The 17,257-nt window shown below is 34.5% G+C and carries 12 protein-coding genes; 6 read left to right on the top strand and 6 right to left on the bottom strand.

Annotation, left to right across the window (positions count from 1 at the left end; genetic code table 11):
* Window positions 1–10 precede the first annotated feature (10 nt).
* Together rgy and MHHB_RS05625 are read right to left on the bottom strand one after the other, a co-directional pair.
* Window positions 11–3,349, bottom strand: a complete 3,339-nt coding sequence (rgy, locus tag MHHB_RS05630; protein ID WP_131007685.1) for a reverse gyrase — start codon at window positions 3,347–3,349, stop codon at window positions 11–13.
* Between the two features lie 13 nt (window positions 3,350–3,362).
* Window positions 3,363–4,256, bottom strand: a complete 894-nt coding sequence (locus MHHB_RS05625) for a 7-cyano-7-deazaguanine synthase (RefSeq protein ID WP_131007684.1) — start codon at window positions 4,254–4,256, stop codon at window positions 3,363–3,365.
* Window positions 4,257–4,868: 612 nt separating this feature from the next.
* Between MHHB_RS05625 and truD the strand changes: the two genes are divergently transcribed.
* The gene (gene truD, locus MHHB_RS05620; RefSeq protein ID WP_268220677.1) at window positions 4,869–6,083 is read left to right on the top strand and encodes a tRNA pseudouridine(13) synthase TruD; all 1,215 of its coding nucleotides are present in this window, start codon (window positions 4,869–4,871) and stop codon (window positions 6,081–6,083) included.
* Window positions 6,084–6,329: 246 nt separating this feature from the next.
* Here the strand turns inward: truD and MHHB_RS05615 are convergent, their stop codons facing one another.
* Window positions 6,330–7,022: a hypothetical protein gene (locus MHHB_RS05615; protein WP_131007682.1), complete on the bottom strand. Its 693-nt coding sequence runs from the start codon at window positions 7,020–7,022 to the stop codon at window positions 6,330–6,332.
* Window positions 7,023–7,321: 299 nt separating this feature from the next.
* Here MHHB_RS05615 and moaA point away from each other — a divergent pair, with 299 nt between their 5' ends.
* Window positions 7,322–8,233, top strand: coding sequence for a GTP 3',8-cyclase MoaA (gene moaA / locus MHHB_RS05610; RefSeq protein ID WP_131007681.1), 912 nt, complete (start codon window positions 7,322–7,324; stop codon window positions 8,231–8,233).
* A 191-nt stretch (window positions 8,234–8,424) separates the two neighbouring features.
* Here the strand turns inward: moaA and leuC are convergent, their stop codons facing one another.
* Together leuC and MHHB_RS05600 are read right to left on the bottom strand one after the other, a co-directional pair.
* Complete coding sequence (gene leuC / locus MHHB_RS05605; RefSeq protein WP_131007680.1) at window positions 8,425–9,699, bottom strand: isopropylmalate/citramalate isomerase large subunit; 1,275 nt, start codon at window positions 9,697–9,699, stop codon at window positions 8,425–8,427.
* Window positions 9,700–10,202: 503 nt separating this feature from the next.
* Complete coding sequence (locus MHHB_RS05600) at window positions 10,203–11,501, bottom strand: phosphoadenosine phosphosulfate reductase domain-containing protein (RefSeq protein WP_131007679.1); 1,299 nt, start codon at window positions 11,499–11,501, stop codon at window positions 10,203–10,205.
* A 180-nt stretch (window positions 11,502–11,681) separates the two neighbouring features.
* Here MHHB_RS05600 and MHHB_RS05595 point away from each other — a divergent pair, with 180 nt between their 5' ends.
* Window positions 11,682–12,602, top strand: coding sequence for a 2-phosphoglycerate kinase (locus MHHB_RS05595; protein WP_131007678.1), 921 nt, complete (start codon window positions 11,682–11,684; stop codon window positions 12,600–12,602).
* Between the two features lie 322 nt (window positions 12,603–12,924).
* Window positions 12,925–14,145, top strand: coding sequence for a molybdopterin molybdotransferase MoeA (locus MHHB_RS05590; protein WP_131007677.1), 1,221 nt, complete (start codon window positions 12,925–12,927; stop codon window positions 14,143–14,145).
* Between the two features lie 3 nt (window positions 14,146–14,148).
* Here MHHB_RS05590 and fbp read toward each other — a convergent pair whose 3' ends face one another.
* On the bottom strand, window positions 14,149–15,294 hold the full coding sequence (gene fbp, locus MHHB_RS05585; protein WP_131007676.1) for a fructose-1,6-bisphosphate aldolase/phosphatase: 1,146 nt from the start codon (window positions 15,292–15,294) through the stop codon (window positions 14,149–14,151).
* Window positions 15,295–15,543: 249 nt separating this feature from the next.
* On the opposite strand from fbp, the gene MHHB_RS05580 reads away from it, so the two are divergent.
* Both MHHB_RS05580 and MHHB_RS05575 read left to right on the top strand, forming a co-directional pair.
* The gene (locus MHHB_RS05580; protein ID WP_131007675.1) at window positions 15,544–16,344 is read left to right on the top strand and encodes a GTP cyclohydrolase III; all 801 of its coding nucleotides are present in this window, start codon (window positions 15,544–15,546) and stop codon (window positions 16,342–16,344) included.
* Between the two features lie 12 nt (window positions 16,345–16,356).
* A complete protein-coding gene (locus tag MHHB_RS05575; RefSeq protein ID WP_131007674.1) occupies window positions 16,357–17,154 on the top strand; it encodes an MJ0144 family RNA dihydrouridine synthase-like protein in 798 nt (265 codons plus the stop codon).
* The last annotated feature ends 103 nt before the right edge of the window (window positions 17,155–17,257 follow it).

Raw genomic sequence — 17,257 nt, 5'->3', positions numbered from 1 at the left:
AGATATTATGTTATATCCTATCACATATAGATTTTAGAGAATGTAAGACTTCTAGATAATTTACCTCTCCCCTTTCTATCTTATCCATAACTTCTTCAAGTTCTCTAGTTTTTTCTTCAGATATAAGTTGTGGATAGTGGGTAATAAGGTAGTTGTAAACCTCTATTCCTAACTTTGTAGGTATCAATTTACCTTTATTCTTACTCTTTATCACATATCCCCTATCTAACAACTTCTTTATTATCTGGGCGTATGTAGAAGGCCTTCCTATGCCTCTTTCTTTCATAAGTTTTACAACTTCCCCTTCATCATAAAGTGGTACTTTATTTACCTTCCGTATACTGTACTCTAAAACCTTTAATTTATTCTTCTCGATCTTAGGAAGTTTCCTTAACTTCAGGTTGTATATCCTACTCCAACCGTCAAACTCCACATCTACATATCCCTCTATCCTCTCATCTATATCTTTTATATACAACTCCTGATAGAGTACTGTAGCCTCCTTCATCTGAGAAGCTATAAACCTCCTGAATATTAAGTCATATATCTTTATATGGTTCTTACTTAGGGTTATGTTATTCTCCTTTATAAACTCTATAAGTTCTCCAGTATCCATCGGTTTCGTAGGCCTTATACACTCATGTGGGCCCTCCATGTAAAATTCCCTGTTCTTAAGATAATCCTCCAAATTAAACAACTTCAAATACTCCCTTGCAACCTTCATACCATCTAAAGACACCCTTGTGGAAGAAGTTCTGTGGTAGGTGGTCAATCCAAGTTCGAAGAGATCTTGGGATATCCTCATAACCTCTTCTGTACTTAGATAGAATTTCTTTGTAGCCTCCTCTAACAGAGTATCTGTGGTAAATGGTGGTAGTGGAGAAATATCTTTTTTATAGAGATTTACCTCAACTTCCACCTCATCTCTCTTGAAGTCTTCCTCCCATACCTTTCCAACGTATATATCGTACTCCAGCCTTATAGAGAGGTAAGGTATCTTCTTCTTATGTTCTTCGTACCTCTCTATTATCCAACCTAAAACTGGCGTCTGTACTCTACCTGCAGAGAGGTAGTTTTTGTTAAAAACATTCCATAATTTCTGACTGAGTTTAAACCCTATCCATCTATCCTCTATTCTTCTCACTAACTGGCTCCTAACCTTGTTCTCATCTAACTTTAACTCCTCACCTCTCCTGTAAGCATCTACAGCTCTTAAAATTGCCCTCCTAGTTATCTCGTTGAATCCTATCCTGTAGATGTTTTTGTTAAAAGGTAGTATATTTGAAGCTATATCGTAACCTATCTTCTCTCCCTCTGTATCTATATCTGTGGCTATAAATATCCCGTCTACCTCATCGGCAATCTCTCTTATCGTCTCTATATTGTCCTTACAGTTTATCAGATTAATCCTCTCCCCTTTCTCCATCAGTTCCTTTAATATCTCATTTATATCTTTCTGATCAGTTATCTGTTCTCCATTTATCTTCCTTATAGCCATGTAAATAGGGATGTAGATATTATCATCTATCTTTACCCCGTAGTATCCCTCCTTGGTAACTAAATCGAAGATGTGGCCACCACTGGCAGTTATTATTAAGTTTATATCTCCTATACATACCTCGTAGATATTTATACCATTGACCTTTCTCCTAGAGGGCCTTCCAAAGAAACTTGCTATCGTCTTCGCCTTGTTTGGACTCTCTACAACCATAAGAATGGACTTCAATATATCAGGTATCTTACCTTTCTTCTTACCTACTTTAATTTTTTTCCTATCTTCATCGATCTTTCTTATCAACTCCTCAAAGTTAACTTCCTCAATACCTTTAAATTCACTCTCATAGTTGAACAACATATACTTTTTAACACTCTCAAATAACTTCCAGTCATCTACGAGTAATATGGAAGCACCTTTTGTTAAACCAAACTCTGTCATCCTGGAGGTTCTACCGGAGGCCTGGATGTAAGTTTTTATATCTGGTATAAGGAGGTATATATCTCCCTCTTCAACCCTTAGAGAGAAGTTCTTTAACTTTAAATCTTTCTCTAAGATATTTTCGATCTCTTCTAAGGACTTTCCTTCTATATCTACTTTTATCTCTTTACTCTCCTTTATCTTCTCTAAATACTCTCTAAGTTTAAACTTCATCTTTGGGATACCGTAGAATATAGCATACCTTATCTTCTCTGGTATATCAAGTCCTCTAACCAGAACCCCATAGTAGGATGCCACTCCTATAAGTACATCTAGTTTACCCTCCTTAAAGTCCTCAAAGCCTTCTTTATCTTTTGAGTGAATAACCTTGGCCTTTATGTTGTTTTTCCTTAAGAGATCTTCAATTTCCTCAGCCATCTCTAAACTGTAATCCTGGGATATAAATATCAAACCACCAGAACCTAACAGTTTAACGTAATCCAAAACCTTACCCATATCTATCTCATCATAGATATCAACAACATCCCTTAACTTGTTTATACCGTATCCAACTTCAAAGTTCAACAACTCCCTGTACAACTTTACCCGATCTCCATAACTCTTCCCGGTAGCAGATGCAATAACTATACAGCCATGTTTAATGTTCTCTACCTTCTTCTTTAACTTCTCTCTAAGTTCCAACGCCTTATCGAATTTCTTCCTTTTCATCAGTAGTATTATCTTATAAGCCTCATCTATCAACTCTTTATTAAAGCCTAAAAGTAGTAGAGTCCTATCTATATTTTTAGAAGATTTTAAAAGTGCATCTACGTCATCTACAAATATAAAGTCAAAGGTTGTATTGGGCATATTTCTAGTTAAATAGTTGGAGGTCGTAATCAACACCTGAAAATCTTTCTCTTCTATCCTCTCCTTAACTTCTCTTTTCTCCCTCTCATTTAATTCCGAATGATAGCATAACACATTAATCTTATCTCCCATAAGGGATAGTGCTCTCTCGTAAGTCTGTTTAACTAGTAGAGTTGTGGGTAGAATTATATAACATCTCTTTCCTTTACTTGCTAGATATAGACTCATCAACACACCAAAGAAACTTTTACCTACTCCAGTTGGAGCAACGATGGAGAAACTCTTATTTTTCAAAACTCTCTTAGCCCACATCTTCTGAATACTGAGAAGTTCATAACCTAGATCCTTACAGAACTCCTCAAACTCCTTAAATTCATTCCAAATTCTACAGTAATCCCGTAATTTATCTAACTTCCTACCGTCTCCCAACTTCCTACACAGATCCAACTTGGAGTACCTCCCATCCTCTTCTAAACACCTTTTACACACTCCTAACTCCAACCTACTATTGTCAATATCTCCGAAACAGTTGGGACACATCTCCTTGTATATAATAGGTATCATAATCCAACACCACTTATAACTTTTCTAAGATCTCTCCCAGTTTCTTTATAAATTCCTCCTTCTCCTTATCTCTTACATCATCCTTAACAGGTACAACTATGAGCTCCTTAGAAGGAAGTCTTATAGATGCTCTAAATCTACCATCCTCCCTGGCTACCCTTGTAATCCTCTCATTGTATATATATAATTTATCCAAAAGTTCCTCTGTTATCAGTGCCTCGTTGTCACAGTACTGCAATGGACACCCCTCCCTCCAGAATCCCCATCTATCTCCCGCTTCATACACCCTCTTAACGTCTATATTGTAGTATTCCACAATCTTCAGTATATCTTCGTATCCACACCTTATAAGCGGCCTGAAGAAGAGGAAGTTATACTTTTTAGGCACTGGAGTCAACTCCATCTTTTCAAATCTTACCTCCCCGTATTTTTCCTTTAAATACTGCATAATGGGACCTGAGATCTTCTCTACAGAGGTATCTCCCGTCATTATCACTTCTGCTCCTTCCTCTTTAGCTATCTTTATGGTTCTACTTTTCATTATACTTTTACATATTCTGCATATATTTCTCCCTTTTGCTCCCTTTGTCCTCTTCTTCAGATCCTTGGTAATATCGTAGAACTTTATAGGTATATTAAACCTATCTGCTATTTTCTTAGCCTCCTCCTTAGAGAGTTGCCAACTCCACTTATGGGTAAAATGAACAGCCAGAAACACATTGAGACCGAGATCTTTGGCCAACGCTAAGGCTGTAGCACTGTCTTTACCTCCACTTAACATACATACTATTTTTTTATCTACCACTTCCCACTCCTGGAAGTTCTTTATAATATCCTCTTTTAACTGGTTCAGATCATTTAACTTTCTGTAATTTCTAGTCCATTCTGAAAATAGGATATTTCCCATGGTTTCCCATATTTCAATGTTTTTATTTAAATAAAAAATTTAATAATTGTTTATAAAAATTTCATTCTTATTGAAAGTACTAAAGGAGATATTTTATTAAAATTATAATTAGTGAAAAATGATAAAGATAAAATAGATAAGTGACGCTATTTTTATTATTTTTTGACAATTTTATTCTAACACTCATTAAAAATATCCTTATTAAAAAATTAATAATATATATCATATTTTAAAAAATAAAAAGAAATAGATATTTTCTCCTCCATCCTAAATATTGGGGAAGGTAAATTTTTCTTAAAGGATTAACACTATTTTCTAAATAACACTGTTAGATATTCTTTTGTATCAAACAGAATTAACTTTGATAAGAACTCGTTGTTAACATTTAAATAAGAATATTAGAAAACTCTATACCATATTCATCATTACAGTTTTAAGATATTGCTCTAGTTCCCATAATAGTTAAAAATAATAAGATAAATTCTCTATATTATATCCCAGTAGAATTTTCTATTTTGTCCCGGTGTTTAAAAACCCTTTGGATATTTTAATCCTGTGCCATACAATGTCTTAAAACTTTCTACATTTATAAAATATAAAAATTTAAAACTCCTGGTAGAAAATATGAAGGTTAAAATTAGACAACTTCCAGAAGATTTTATTGTAGAGGAGATATTGGATGAGAATATTCTCGAAGAAGGGGACACTTTCAACCTGTATTTATTAAAAAAGACAAACATGGAGATTTTAAGGACGTTGTCATATATATCAAAGAAGTTCAAGATACCTCTAAAGGAGATAGGTTACTGTGGTTTAAAGGATAGACATGCCATTACAATACAATATATTACCATCCCCATAAGGTATGGAAAACTCTCTCTAAAGGAAAATAACTTGGAACTGAAATATCTAAGAAAAGTGGGGAGTCCTTTAAAATTAGGACAGTTGGCAGGAAATAAATTTAAGATCACTATTAGGTATCTCAAAGAGGAACACCTTCCAAAGATAGAGGAGAATCTAAAAAAGCTACACTTGGGAGTCCCTAACTATTACGACACTCAGAGATTTGGAAGTGTATATAGAAGGGGAGAGTTTATAGCTAGGGAGTATATGATGGGAAACTACGAAGAGGCCCTTAAGATAATACTAACTAGATATAAAAAGAGTGAAAACAGGTTGATAAAAGATTTAAAAAGGTATATAAGGAGCCATTGGGGGGATTGGAGATCTATTATAAGGTATATGAAAGACAGAGGGATAAGGGACAGAATGTTTAACAACATAATTAGATATCTGGAAAGTAGAGAGCATGACGAAGAAAAATTTAAAGAAGCTTTTAAATATGTGGATATTAGGTTGAAGAAGTTGTTTGTCTCTGCTTATCAGAGTTACCTCTGGAACGAATCTGTAAAAAGTATTTTAAAGAAGTGTATTCCCAAAGAAGATAGAATATACGTCGATTACATTTGTGGATCATTTTTATTCTATAAGAATATAGAAAAAGACATCCTTGACATTATGAAGGATAGAACCTTTCCCACCATAACCCACGATATAGGTACAAAAGATATTAAGGAAGAAGATAGAAGAATTATAGAAGACATATTAAAAAGAGAAGGTTTAAGTATAGAAGATTTTAACAAACTGCTGGATCTCTCCAAACCTTCCTATACTGAGAGAAGAATAATCTCTATTCCAGAAAATGTAAGATACAGTAAGTTCGTAGAAGATGAATTGAACAAGGGAAGATATAAAGTTACTGTGGAATTCCAACTGAAGAAAGGATGTTATGCTACTATGGTTGTAAAGAGAATAACATCTTTTTAAACGTTTTATAATTGTTCTAATATATTTGAGATTGTCAAGTCTTTCTACATTATTTTATTTTTATTTATAATAATAACTAAAATTTATAATAATAACTAAAGAAAAAAATATCTCAAACATTGAGCACTGGAAAAAATAGATAGAATTCTGTCGAATCTTTTCTTAGGTTTTTTTACACTTTTTATTGTTGTTATTTTTATTATTAAATTTTATTAAGTATAATTAAGATAAAAAATAAAAAAATTCCTACTGATATAGAAGATTTTCAATATATTCGTTCCACCTTAGCCACATATCTTTCACAAATTCATCTTCTTTATTAAATTCCATAATTATATAGTATTTCCCAACTCTCCTGTAGTAGCAGTAACTCACCGAAGTGATGTTGTTATATTGAACAGTGAAGGTATATTTATAATAAACACCGTACTTAAAGGATCTTATCTCTTTTGAAACTTTTACATACCTTGGGTTATCTAAGTTAGGTTTGTAGTTTCTAACATCAAAATTTATTATTCTTCCATCTTCTGTATAGGTTTTTATTATACCTTCTTTACCTTCTTCAGAGATCCTTATAGTGTTGGAATAAGGTAGATCCATGAAGAATTTGCTGAGGGAGATATTTTTTACAGTGGAGTCGTTTTTTCGAGTATGGTACAAGACACTACTGTTTAAATCTTCAGTGAAGTGGAGATTATTCGCTCTTGTAATATTTAGAATGTTACTGTTGGGCTTTTCACTGGAATTGTTGGTGTTATTATTCCCCCCAACATTTAACATGTCATGTTTTCTAACATCTTCTTTAGTATCACTTAGGTTGTTAGTACTGTATGAATTATATAGATGGTTGTTCTCTGTTTTAAATACGATGTGGAAAATTAAGAATATTTGGGTAATAACGAGCAACAGGATAAGGAAATCTTTGTAGGATATCTTCATAATCCCAACTTAATAAAAATTATTATAAACATTATTATAAGTATTATAATAATATAAAACTGTTTATATCCCTGCCGTTCTGATCCTTCACTCTTAACTCCGTTTTTCGGGCTTAATTATCCCAAATTCGAAGAAATCTTGTCTACCATTTAGATCGTTCATCTTTATAAAACTTTTGATTAGTCAGAAATATAATGGAGTTATATTTCCGCTTCATTGATAAAATATTTTAATTAATTGTTGCTTATATTTAACTATTGTTGATTAACACTATTTTTAATATTTGTTATTGGGGTATCATGAAGGATCCTTTCAACAGGGAAATAAGATCGTTGAGAATATCTGTAACACCATACTGCAACTTAAAATGTTTCTACTGCCATAGAGAGGGATACAGAAAATTTAATAGTAGATATATGACACCTGGAGAGATAGGAAAGATTGTAAGAACTTTCTTAGAATTTGGGATTAAAAAAATTAAAATATCTGGAGGAGAGCCCCTTCTAAGAGAGGACCTACCTGAGATACTTGAAAGGGTATCCCATCCTAAAATAGAGGACATCTCCCTAACTACAAATGGGATACTCTTGGAGAAATATGCTGAAAGATTGAAGGATGCCGGTCTCCACAGGGTTAATGTCAGTTTAGATACCTTAGATCCTGAAAAATATAGAAGAATAACCACCTATGGAGATGTTGAGTTGGTAAAGGCAGGCATAGAGAGAGCTATAGAGGTAGGTCTTACACCTCTGAAAATAAACTATCTTGTAATGAAAAATACACTGGAGGATTTGGAGGATCTTATGAATTACTGTAGGGAGGTTGGGGCCATACTGCAGATTATAGAACTTATGCCTCTGAATGAGAATTTAAAGAGATACTACGTAGATATAACACCTATAGAGAAGAAAATAGCGGAGATATCAGACAAAGTAGTGACGAGAAGGTCGATGCACAACAGAAAGAAATACTACATAGGCGATTTAGAGGTGGAGTTCGTCAGGCCTATGGATAATACAGAGTTTTGTAACCACTGTACAAGAATAAGGCTAACCTACGACGGATATATAAAACCCTGTCTCCTTAGGGAGGATAACTTAGTAGATATACTTACACCTTTAAGGAGAGGAGAAGATATAAGAGAGTATATCCACCAGGGAATACTTAGGAGAGAGCCTTACTTTAAAGCTCCTAATTTTCCTTCAAGATGAGTTAGGAGTAATGTATGAAGGAAACATTTAAACATTGTAATTAAAAAAGGTTAAATATATAGATAAAAATAAAAAGAAGATAAAAACTTCTCTATAATTCTTCCCTTGATACTGTATATTAATCGATAAACCTTTGGAATCATGAAAATATAATAGATTTAATAAATAAAATAAAAATCTTAAGAATCCCTCTACAGATCCCTGGGATCCACTAACTCTCCCTTAACTGCACAGGCTGCCGCTGTAATAGGAGATGCTAAATATACCTCTGAATCTAAAGATCCTTCCCTACCTCTGAAGTTTCTGTTAGAGGTGGCAACTCCTACTTCCCCAGGTCCTAAGATTCCGTAAAGTGCTCCCATACATGCAGAACATGATGGATTAGTTACAACACATCCGTACTTGTAGAACTTCTGTATTAAACCTTCTTCCATGGCGGCTAGCATAACCTCCCGTGAGGCGGGGGTAACTATGACCCTTACATCCTCTGCAATACCTCCATGCTCCTCTATAATCCTCATTGCCATTCTCAAGTCTTCCAGCCTTCCATTTGTACAGGAGCCGATGAATACTTGATCTATAGGTTTCCCAGCAACCTCTCTTGCAGGTTTTACGTTATCTACAGCGTGAGGACAGGCAAATACAGGGTTTAAATCATCTACCTCTATCTCATAAACTTCTTCGTACTCTGCATCTTCATCCCCTTTTATCACCTCGAAGGGCTTCTCCCTCCCATGTTTCCTCATAACTTCCTTTATATAGTTAATAGTCTTTTCATCAGGTTCTATTACTCCTGTTTTTGCACCCATCTCTATAGCCATATTCGTCATAGTCATCCTTGAAGCTATACTCATATTTTTAACAGTCTCTCCTCCAAACTGCACAGCCTTGTAGGTTGCTCCGTCAAACCCTACTTCACCGATGATATGGAGGATCACATCCTTAGAGGTTACATAGGGATTCAGTTCCCCAGTAATATTGAAGTACAGTGTTTCAGGTACTTTAAACCACAACTCCCCAGTAGCAAATACTGCAGCCATATCTGTACTACCTATGCCTGTTGCAAAGGCACCGAAGGCCCCATGGGTACAGGTGTGGGAGTCCGCCCCAACAACTACAGTACCTGGAACAACATGTCCTTTCTCAGGAAGTACCTGATGACATACACCTTCCCTTATATCGTAGAAGTTCTTTATCCCATGTTTCTTTACAAATTTCCTCATAAGTATGTGGTTCTCGGCAGCGTTGATACTGTCAGCAGGCACCTGATGATCGAAGAGTATAACTATCTTCTCAGGATCCCAAACCTTTTCTATTCCCTCCTTCTCTAAGGTATTCACAGTTAGTGGCCCTGTGATGTCATGCACCATGGCTACATCTATCTTTGCCATCACTATATCTCCAGGAGATACAGATCTCTTTCCAGATGCTTTAGCAAGGATCTTTTCAACAAGTGTCATCCCCATGGTATTACCCTCCTAAAGTATTTTTGATTTAGGTATAAGCTCTTAGTTTATTAATTATTTCTATATTAGTTCGGGGACAAAATCCAAAGATTTTATAGTTTTGTGAGAATAAGGTGTAGTTTATTGCAATTTCATTTTTTATAGTTAATTATGTTTTAAAAATTTCAATGTTTTAATATTATTATAGTATATACAATTAAAAAATAATTATAAAGACTTTTATATCTATAGGGAGGGGTGTTGAAAAATTCAGATAATAAAGAAACTCCAGTTTCCAAGGTAATAGATAATAACAAAGTATTATAAAAATAAGAAGAAAAATATATAAGAAGATTTGAAAAATAGAAAAAAATTTCATCTATTTATTCCAGTATTTAGAGAGTTGATACCAAGTGAAAGAGTAAGAATTTTGTTATTTTTGTTCTTGTTATCGTTTTGATATATTTTATGATTATATTAAAATAATAAAATCTTAAGGTAAATTTTTTGTTATGTTTTTCACTTTACTCTAAATTATTATTACAGTTATATAAACACTTCTTCAACTCTTCCATCTTTGGAGGAAGTACTCTCCATCTCCAAAAGCCCCTAAGTATTTCCTCCATAGTGTAGTATTTTCTTAAGTAATTAACCCATCTACTCCAAAGATCTGGATAGAGATCCCTTACACGTAAGAACTCACTGTTAAGTGCAGCGGGACATAGATAACAACCTATTCTCTCAAATCCCTTGTCGTAGAGGGGATTATAGAGAATTTCCTCTAAGAGAATATAACTCCAGACGTCTATAGCGTTCCAATCTAATATAGGAAAGAGGTTAACTTGGAAATCTATAAATCTGCTCTTTCTTGTATAACTTAATTTAGATCTAGTGAAACTCTCGAATTTTCTCGATCCATCTATTGTCAATACCTTTTTATTTGGATAGTGTTCCATGAAAAAATTTTTTAAAGGTATCAACTTGCAGACACTGTTGCACCATCTATTGTCCTTTGTAGGGATCCCCTCCTTTTCTAGATGACCCCAGAAGTAATTTCCATCTACTACATGCAAGTTTAGATCGTATTCCTTTGCAAATCTCTTTACATACTTTATAGTATCTGGATACTCCAAACCTGTATCTATAAATATAACATCTATATCAGGGATTATTTCCCTTACAAGGAGTGTAGAGACACTACTGTCCTTTCCTCCACTGAAGGAGGTGTTTATTATATAACCTTTTTTCTTATACTTCTCTATATATTTTTTAAGAATGTCCTTGGAATACTCTAAAAGGCTATTTATTCTCTCTCTATTCTTCTCTAAGTAGTCCTCTATTTTTTTAATATAAATATTCTTTTTCTTTCTTTTTAAATCTTTCAATTTAATACCCTTCTCTTTTTTTACACCTACCCCTATGAAGTCCCCCATCTCCACTCCTATGAAGTTATTACTCCCTTTAGCAATCTCCAAGTATTCCCCAGGATCCTCTAAATACTCTTCTTTTAGATATTTACCCTTCAGTCTTCTCTTTATAGATTTTAAATGGATTCTTTTAGAGCCTGTAAGTTGATAATAGTAGGGAGTAGGTGTAAATTTCCAATCTAAATCCACGAGATCAAACTCCAGTATCCCTATTTGAGTATCATCCTCTATATACACCCTTTTCCTGTAGTCCATACCAGGGAGTTTTTCCAGAAGTAGTAGATCATCATATTGGAGGTTTAAATCTGTCAATCTGTTGATAACGTCTATTTCATACTTAGAGGCGAACTTTGTATCTTCTTTAAACTTTGAAGTGAGGTAATTTTTCTTCCCCATAGGATCACATACGACAGTTAGATAATTTAAATAAATTGTAAAGAGTTGTTGGTAAAATAGATATATTTTTTTATAGTAATTATATAATTATTATTTTACAATTTTTACAATACTTTTATTATCGCTCCTCATGAATTATTTTTTTCTTATTAGCAAATTCCAACAAAGAGGGGAAATTTTATGGACCTCAAAAAGATAACGAATAAAATAATTGTAAAGGGCAAAAATTATGATATGCCCTTTTCTAAGGGAATTCTTGCCAGATCCCTAACTGCAGCAGGGATGAAACCAAGTGAGGCTTATTATATAGCAAAGGAAATTGAAAAGATGTTAAATGAAAAGAGAGTAGATACCATCACCAAGGATGAAATAAGGAGAATTGTCTACGAGTATTTATTATCCAAAAACTACAAATGTATCGCTGAGAAATATCTGCTATGGAGGAGGATATTAAAGAAACATCCTATAATAATACTTATAGGTGGAGCTAGTGGAGTAGGTACATCTACAATAGCCTTTGAATTAGCATCGAGGTTAGGAATTCCCAGTGTTATAGGCACAGATTCCATCAGAGAGGTTATGAGGGGAAGCGTATCCAAGGATCTAGTACCTATGTTATATGAATCTTCCTATACAGCCTGGAAGGCTCTAAGGATACCTTCAGAAACTAACGACAAGGATATACATATTTTAGGATTTGAGAGACACGTTGAGTTGGTTTTAGTTGGAGTGGAGTGTCTGATAGATAGGAGTCTAAAAGAGGGATTGAGTGTTATAATCGAAGGGACTCATATTATCCCAGGATTTATGAAGGAGAAATACACTAAGATGCCAAACATTATAACACTAATCTTAACTCTCAGTTCCGAGAAGATGCATAAGGAAAGGTTTGCAGCCAGAGCTAAAATTACATCGAGGCCTATGGAGAGATACCTAAAACACTTTAAGATAATAAGGAAAATAAACGACTATATCGTAAAGAAGGCTTATGAGTATGACATTCCAGTAATAGAAAATATATCTATAAGTGAAAGTGTAGAGAAATGCTTAGAGGTTATAACTGAAAGGTTCATATACTTGGACAAAAATGAATCTAAGTAAGGTAAGATTATAGATTATAATACTTAACAGACAGTCCTTCCTCAAATGTTCCTAAATCTAGAAACAGATTAGGAGAGATCATTCCCTTCCAATGTTGAGGAGTAGAGAGTAGATATATTCTATATTATTTTATTATTTTATAGATATAGATAGAGTTTTTAATTTTGTTGTTTTTTCTTTTTTTTCTTTTTATTAACTATTATTTTTTTAAACTTTTAATTGGAAGTATGTGGTTAGTTTTATATTAATTTATTTTCCATTAGGATTTTTACTATATTTTTTATTATTGATTAATTGATTAATTATTTTATTATCCATGGTGATGGTTATGTTCCTGAAGAACCTAATGCCCTATAAAAAAGCTAAAGAGATAGTATTCAAAAGACTGGAAAAATTAGCCACAGAAAAGGTTAAACTAATTCCTATATATGAAGCTTATAATAAGATATCCTCTGAAGATATACTATCTCCTGAAGATCTACCTATGTTCAATAGAGCTGCTATGGATGGCTATGGGGTAATAGCGGAAGATACCTTTGGAGCCTCTGAAACAAATCCTATAATATTGGATCTCCTGGGGGATCCACATAAACCTGTTAGGGAAGGTCAGTGTGTCAAATTATCCACTGGAATGGCAACTCCTGAAGGTGTCAATGCAGTTGTAATGAAAGAGTATTGTAGAGAAGGGGAAGGGTTTGTTGAGATCAGGGAGGGAGTTCGTCCCTACGAGAATATATGTAAAGTAGGAGAGGATATTAAAAAAGGGGATCTAATATTAAAGAGAGGAGATGTTATTACCCCGTATCATATAGGAATACTCTCTTCCTTAGGTATAAGGTATATCAGGACTTATGATTTAAGTGTGGGGGTTGTATCTACAGGAGATGAGCTGGTAGATTTAGAGGATTTCAGTAGCATAGAAGAGTTGAAAAGGAAAAAAAAATATATAATAAACTCTAATACTCCTATGTTCTATGCCCTGATAAAGGAATTAGGTTTCAGTCCAAAGATATACAAGAGCGTAGGAGATAATAAGGAAGAGATAAAAGAAGCCCTGTTAAAGTCAATAGAAGAAAATGATATAGTAATAACTACTGGAGGTACATCGGTAGGAGATAGGGATTACACCGTTGAAGTTGTTAAAGATATTGGAAAGTTGATAATCCACGGAGTACAGATAAGGCCTGGAAAACCTTTTGGATTTGGAAGATGTTCTCTAGGAGAGAAGGAGGTACTCTTATATATACTCTCAGGATATCCGGTTGCTGCAGTAGTGCAGTTTGAGTTGTTCCTCAGAAATTACTTCAGGAGTAGGAGATCTATATATCTACCACTGGCGAGGAGTGTTCCTTCTACACCAGGGAGAACAGATGTAGTTAGAGTAAAGTTAGTTAGCGAAAATAAGAGGACCTACGTTGAACCCTTGAGAATTAAAGGAAGTGGAATACTCTCTTCTCTTAAGGATGGAGATGGATATATAATAATAGATGAAAATGTAGAAGGTTATGAAAAGGGGGAGTATGTAAAGGTTTATCTATTTTAAAAATTACTCTATTTCTCCCCTTTCTCTCAATTTTTCAGCTTTTTCAACTTTTTCAGTCTCTACAAATCTCTCTTTTAACTCTGCCAATACCTCTGGTACTGAAGTATACTCCATCATGGCTTCAGGTAGTCTGTGAGGTTGGAATGGTCCCATCCTTCTTATCATATCTGCCATTTCTAAAGCCTTCTCCCTAGCTCTGTTGAAGGACACATCGTCAAATAGATCGTTTGGTCCTATTAACTTTCCATTTGAAATCTGGAATCCTAAGGCCATAATCCTTGGAGGTCCGTCAAATCTTGCAGGTCTTGCATCTTCTTCACTTACTGGCATCAAAGGTCCCCAGTGACATCCCCTCATCCATCCAGGTACAAAGTGTGGAGTTGCAAAAGCCTCTAAAACCTCTCCCACTGCAGGCATTCCACTTTGAGCCCTAACAATTGCAACTGGGTCGTCCTTTCCCACGTATCTTCCCGCGATTAAATTTAACTTTTCAGAACTTACAACTGCTGCAATCTCGTTATCTTTCGCCCTATGTACTCTTTTTATACAGTATCTCTCCAAGTTTCCTATAAGAGCCAACAACTGATAGGATTCCTCTGGTGCTTTCAACGTTATCTGTTTATTTTCAATTACATCTAACACATCGAATTTAAAGCCGTTAATCATGGATTTATCATACACCAATCCTGCAGTGTTAAAAGGATCTGCAAATATCCTATATAGTGGCAAGTTAAATACAGAAGGATCTGTTTTATCACAGCAAAATACTATTACAGGTTCACTTGGTCTTTCTACAAACTCCATTTCTGCACATCCTGGTCCCATTCCCCTAACGTTACCACTGAATGCTTCTGCAAGTAAATCCTGACCTGCTCCGTAGAGTTTTAACTCCTTTGCAACCTTAGTGGCCTCTTCAAACGCTCTCCATGCCAACCCGTGGATCTTCTCGTTGTCTATACCTAACCTATGAGTCATGATGAGGTTTATATCATCCCCACATCTTGTAACGTAGTAATCTATAAGTATCTCATCTACAGCTTCTTCAAGGACATAATCACATACATCCAGTAACTCTTCTGGGGCTTCAGTGTGACCACAGAGTCCTCCAACATCTGCTTTGATAACACTTATAGTTACTCTTTCTTCCATTCTATCCCTCTCTTTAATTTAATTTCATTTAATTATTGTCATTATATACAATATAGTAATTTTAAAGTTTTTATATCTTTCTATTTCACAATATCCTGTGGGATGATTTGGGGAAATCAAAATATTTATAATGGTAGGTAGTATAAATTAATATAAATTAATGTAGTAGTATAAATAATCGTACTTAGTATACTTTTTGTGGTTTAAAACAAATCATATACTACAACCTACAACACTAACGATGATAGTATGATACAGGTTACCGTTATTCAGATCGACAACTACGGACCTTGGACTGTAACACCAAATCCTAGAAGGGAGAGCGACCTACAGGCACTTCAGTCAAGACTTTATGGAGATCTAAACCTTCAATTTGGAGCCCATAAAGGACTTGTGTTCTATACCAGGTTTGACAACTTGATCGCAATAACTAACGGTATAGATCTTGAAACCCACAGGAGGATTCAGGATAGTATAAAGAACAGATATCCTTTTACAATTAGTATGGGTATAGCTTCGGCAGAGACTCCCTATGAGGCTCAAAAATTGGCCACAGAGAAGATCCAAGAACATGGAAGTGCCCAGGATAAGTATAGAAAGGAGGTATTAGATGTTGCAAATGACTTTATCTTAGAGGAGGGATACGTCCAACTGGCACATATAGATATAAACAACGTTACAAAAACACTAACAGACTTGGAGAGTGCCTATGATGCCTATCTACGTATTAACGAGATTCATCTAAGACTCATCAAGGAGTTGAAAAAGTACGGTGCAATGGTGTTTTTCATAGGTGGGGATAACTTCATGTGTCCCTGTAACGGGATGACTGAGAGTGATTTTATCGCTATTTTTGGGGATATAAAGGATAAAACAGGTGTTCAGTTGAAGGCAGGCATAGGTATAGGGAAGACTGCAGAAGACGCATCCAATATGGCAGATATCGGATTGGAACTTATTAGGGAGGGTAAGGTAGAAGGCCAAGTATGTACCTTGAACTACAAAAATTACAATATAAGGAGGAAGTTTAACACGTTATGCCCTATATAAGGTGTCCTGTATATGGATGTTCTTCAAAAATGTGGAGGTAGGAAGGTAGTCCTTGCCCCTATGGCTGGCATTACAGATGGATCCTACTGTGGAAAATACAGGAATCTATTTGGAATAGTCACCTTAGGAGGTCTCAATTTAGACAGTGCTACATTGTCTGCCAGTAAAGAGATTGTGAAAAGAGGTAGAAAAGAGTTTTTATATAATTTAAATGAATTTGAGGATATTATAAAAAGAGAGGTAAAAAGAGCTAGAGAAAGCAACGCCCTCGTATCTGTAAATATAAGGTTTAAAGATTTTGAGGAGGCTAAAAGAAGAATAGAGATCCTGAAAAAACACTGTGATATAATAGAATTAAACTGTCACTGTCGCCAGGAGGAGATTGTTAAGTTAGGGATAGGACAGGAGTTGTTGAAAAGGGAGAACTTTGAAACCTTGAGAGATTTTTTAAAGGGAATCTGGGAGTTAGAGATAGAAAAACCTATTTTTCTAAAGGTGAGGGCAAACGTTGTACCTGTAGATGAGTTTATAGATAATTTAAATAAGGTTAGGAGATACTTCCATGGGATACACTTAGACTGTTTTAATCCAGGAAGAGATTATCCAGATATTGAGTATATCCAAGAGGTAAGGAGAAGTTTTAAAGACAAAATAATTGTAGGAAATAACTCTATAAACTCTATTAAAAATGCAGAGAAGATGCTGAAATATTCAGACTTAATATCTGTTGCAAGATGTGTCTTAAGGGGAAATGTCAGATGGATATACGAGTTCAACAGGAAACTAGATAATAAAGGTAATAATTTGTAAGTTATCCTAATCTTTATCAAAGTGATAGTTAAATAAAAATAATAAAAATTTAATAAAAAATAATTGACTATTAATATAATTAACTATTAATAAAGATAAAGGG

Source organism: Methanofervidicoccus abyssi, from assembly GCF_004310395.1.
Lineage (GTDB): Archaea > AGJL01 > Methanococci > Methanococcales > Methanococcaceae > Methanofervidicoccus > Methanofervidicoccus abyssi.
This window is presented reverse-complemented; position numbering and strand designations above follow the sequence as displayed.

Coding starts and splice junctions, on each gene's coding strand:
- rgy (WP_131007685.1), bottom strand. CDS start 3,349: ATGATACCTATTATATACAAGGAGATGTGTCCCAACTGTTTCGGAGAT.
- MHHB_RS05625 (WP_131007684.1), bottom strand. CDS start 4,256: ATGGGAAATATCCTATTTTCAGAATGGACTAGAAATTACAGAAAGTTA.
- MHHB_RS05615 (WP_131007682.1), bottom strand. CDS start 7,022: ATGAAGATATCCTACAAAGATTTCCTTATCCTGTTGCTCGTTATTACC.
- moaA (WP_131007681.1), top strand. CDS start 7,322: ATGAAGGATCCTTTCAACAGGGAAATAAGATCGTTGAGAATATCTGTA.
- leuC (WP_131007680.1), bottom strand. CDS start 9,699: ATGGGGATGACACTTGTTGAAAAGATCCTTGCTAAAGCATCTGGAAAG.
- MHHB_RS05600 (WP_131007679.1), bottom strand. CDS start 11,501: ATGGGGAAGAAAAATTACCTCACTTCAAAGTTTAAAGAAGATACAAAG.
- MHHB_RS05595 (WP_131007678.1), top strand. CDS start 11,682: ATGGACCTCAAAAAGATAACGAATAAAATAATTGTAAAGGGCAAAAAT.
- MHHB_RS05590 (WP_131007677.1), top strand. CDS start 12,925: ATGGTTATGTTCCTGAAGAACCTAATGCCCTATAAAAAAGCTAAAGAG.
- fbp (WP_131007676.1), bottom strand. CDS start 15,294: ATGGAAGAAAGAGTAACTATAAGTGTTATCAAAGCAGATGTTGGAGGA.
- MHHB_RS05580 (WP_131007675.1), top strand. CDS start 15,544: ATGATACAGGTTACCGTTATTCAGATCGACAACTACGGACCTTGGACT.
- MHHB_RS05575 (WP_131007674.1), top strand. CDS start 16,357: ATGGATGTTCTTCAAAAATGTGGAGGTAGGAAGGTAGTCCTTGCCCCT.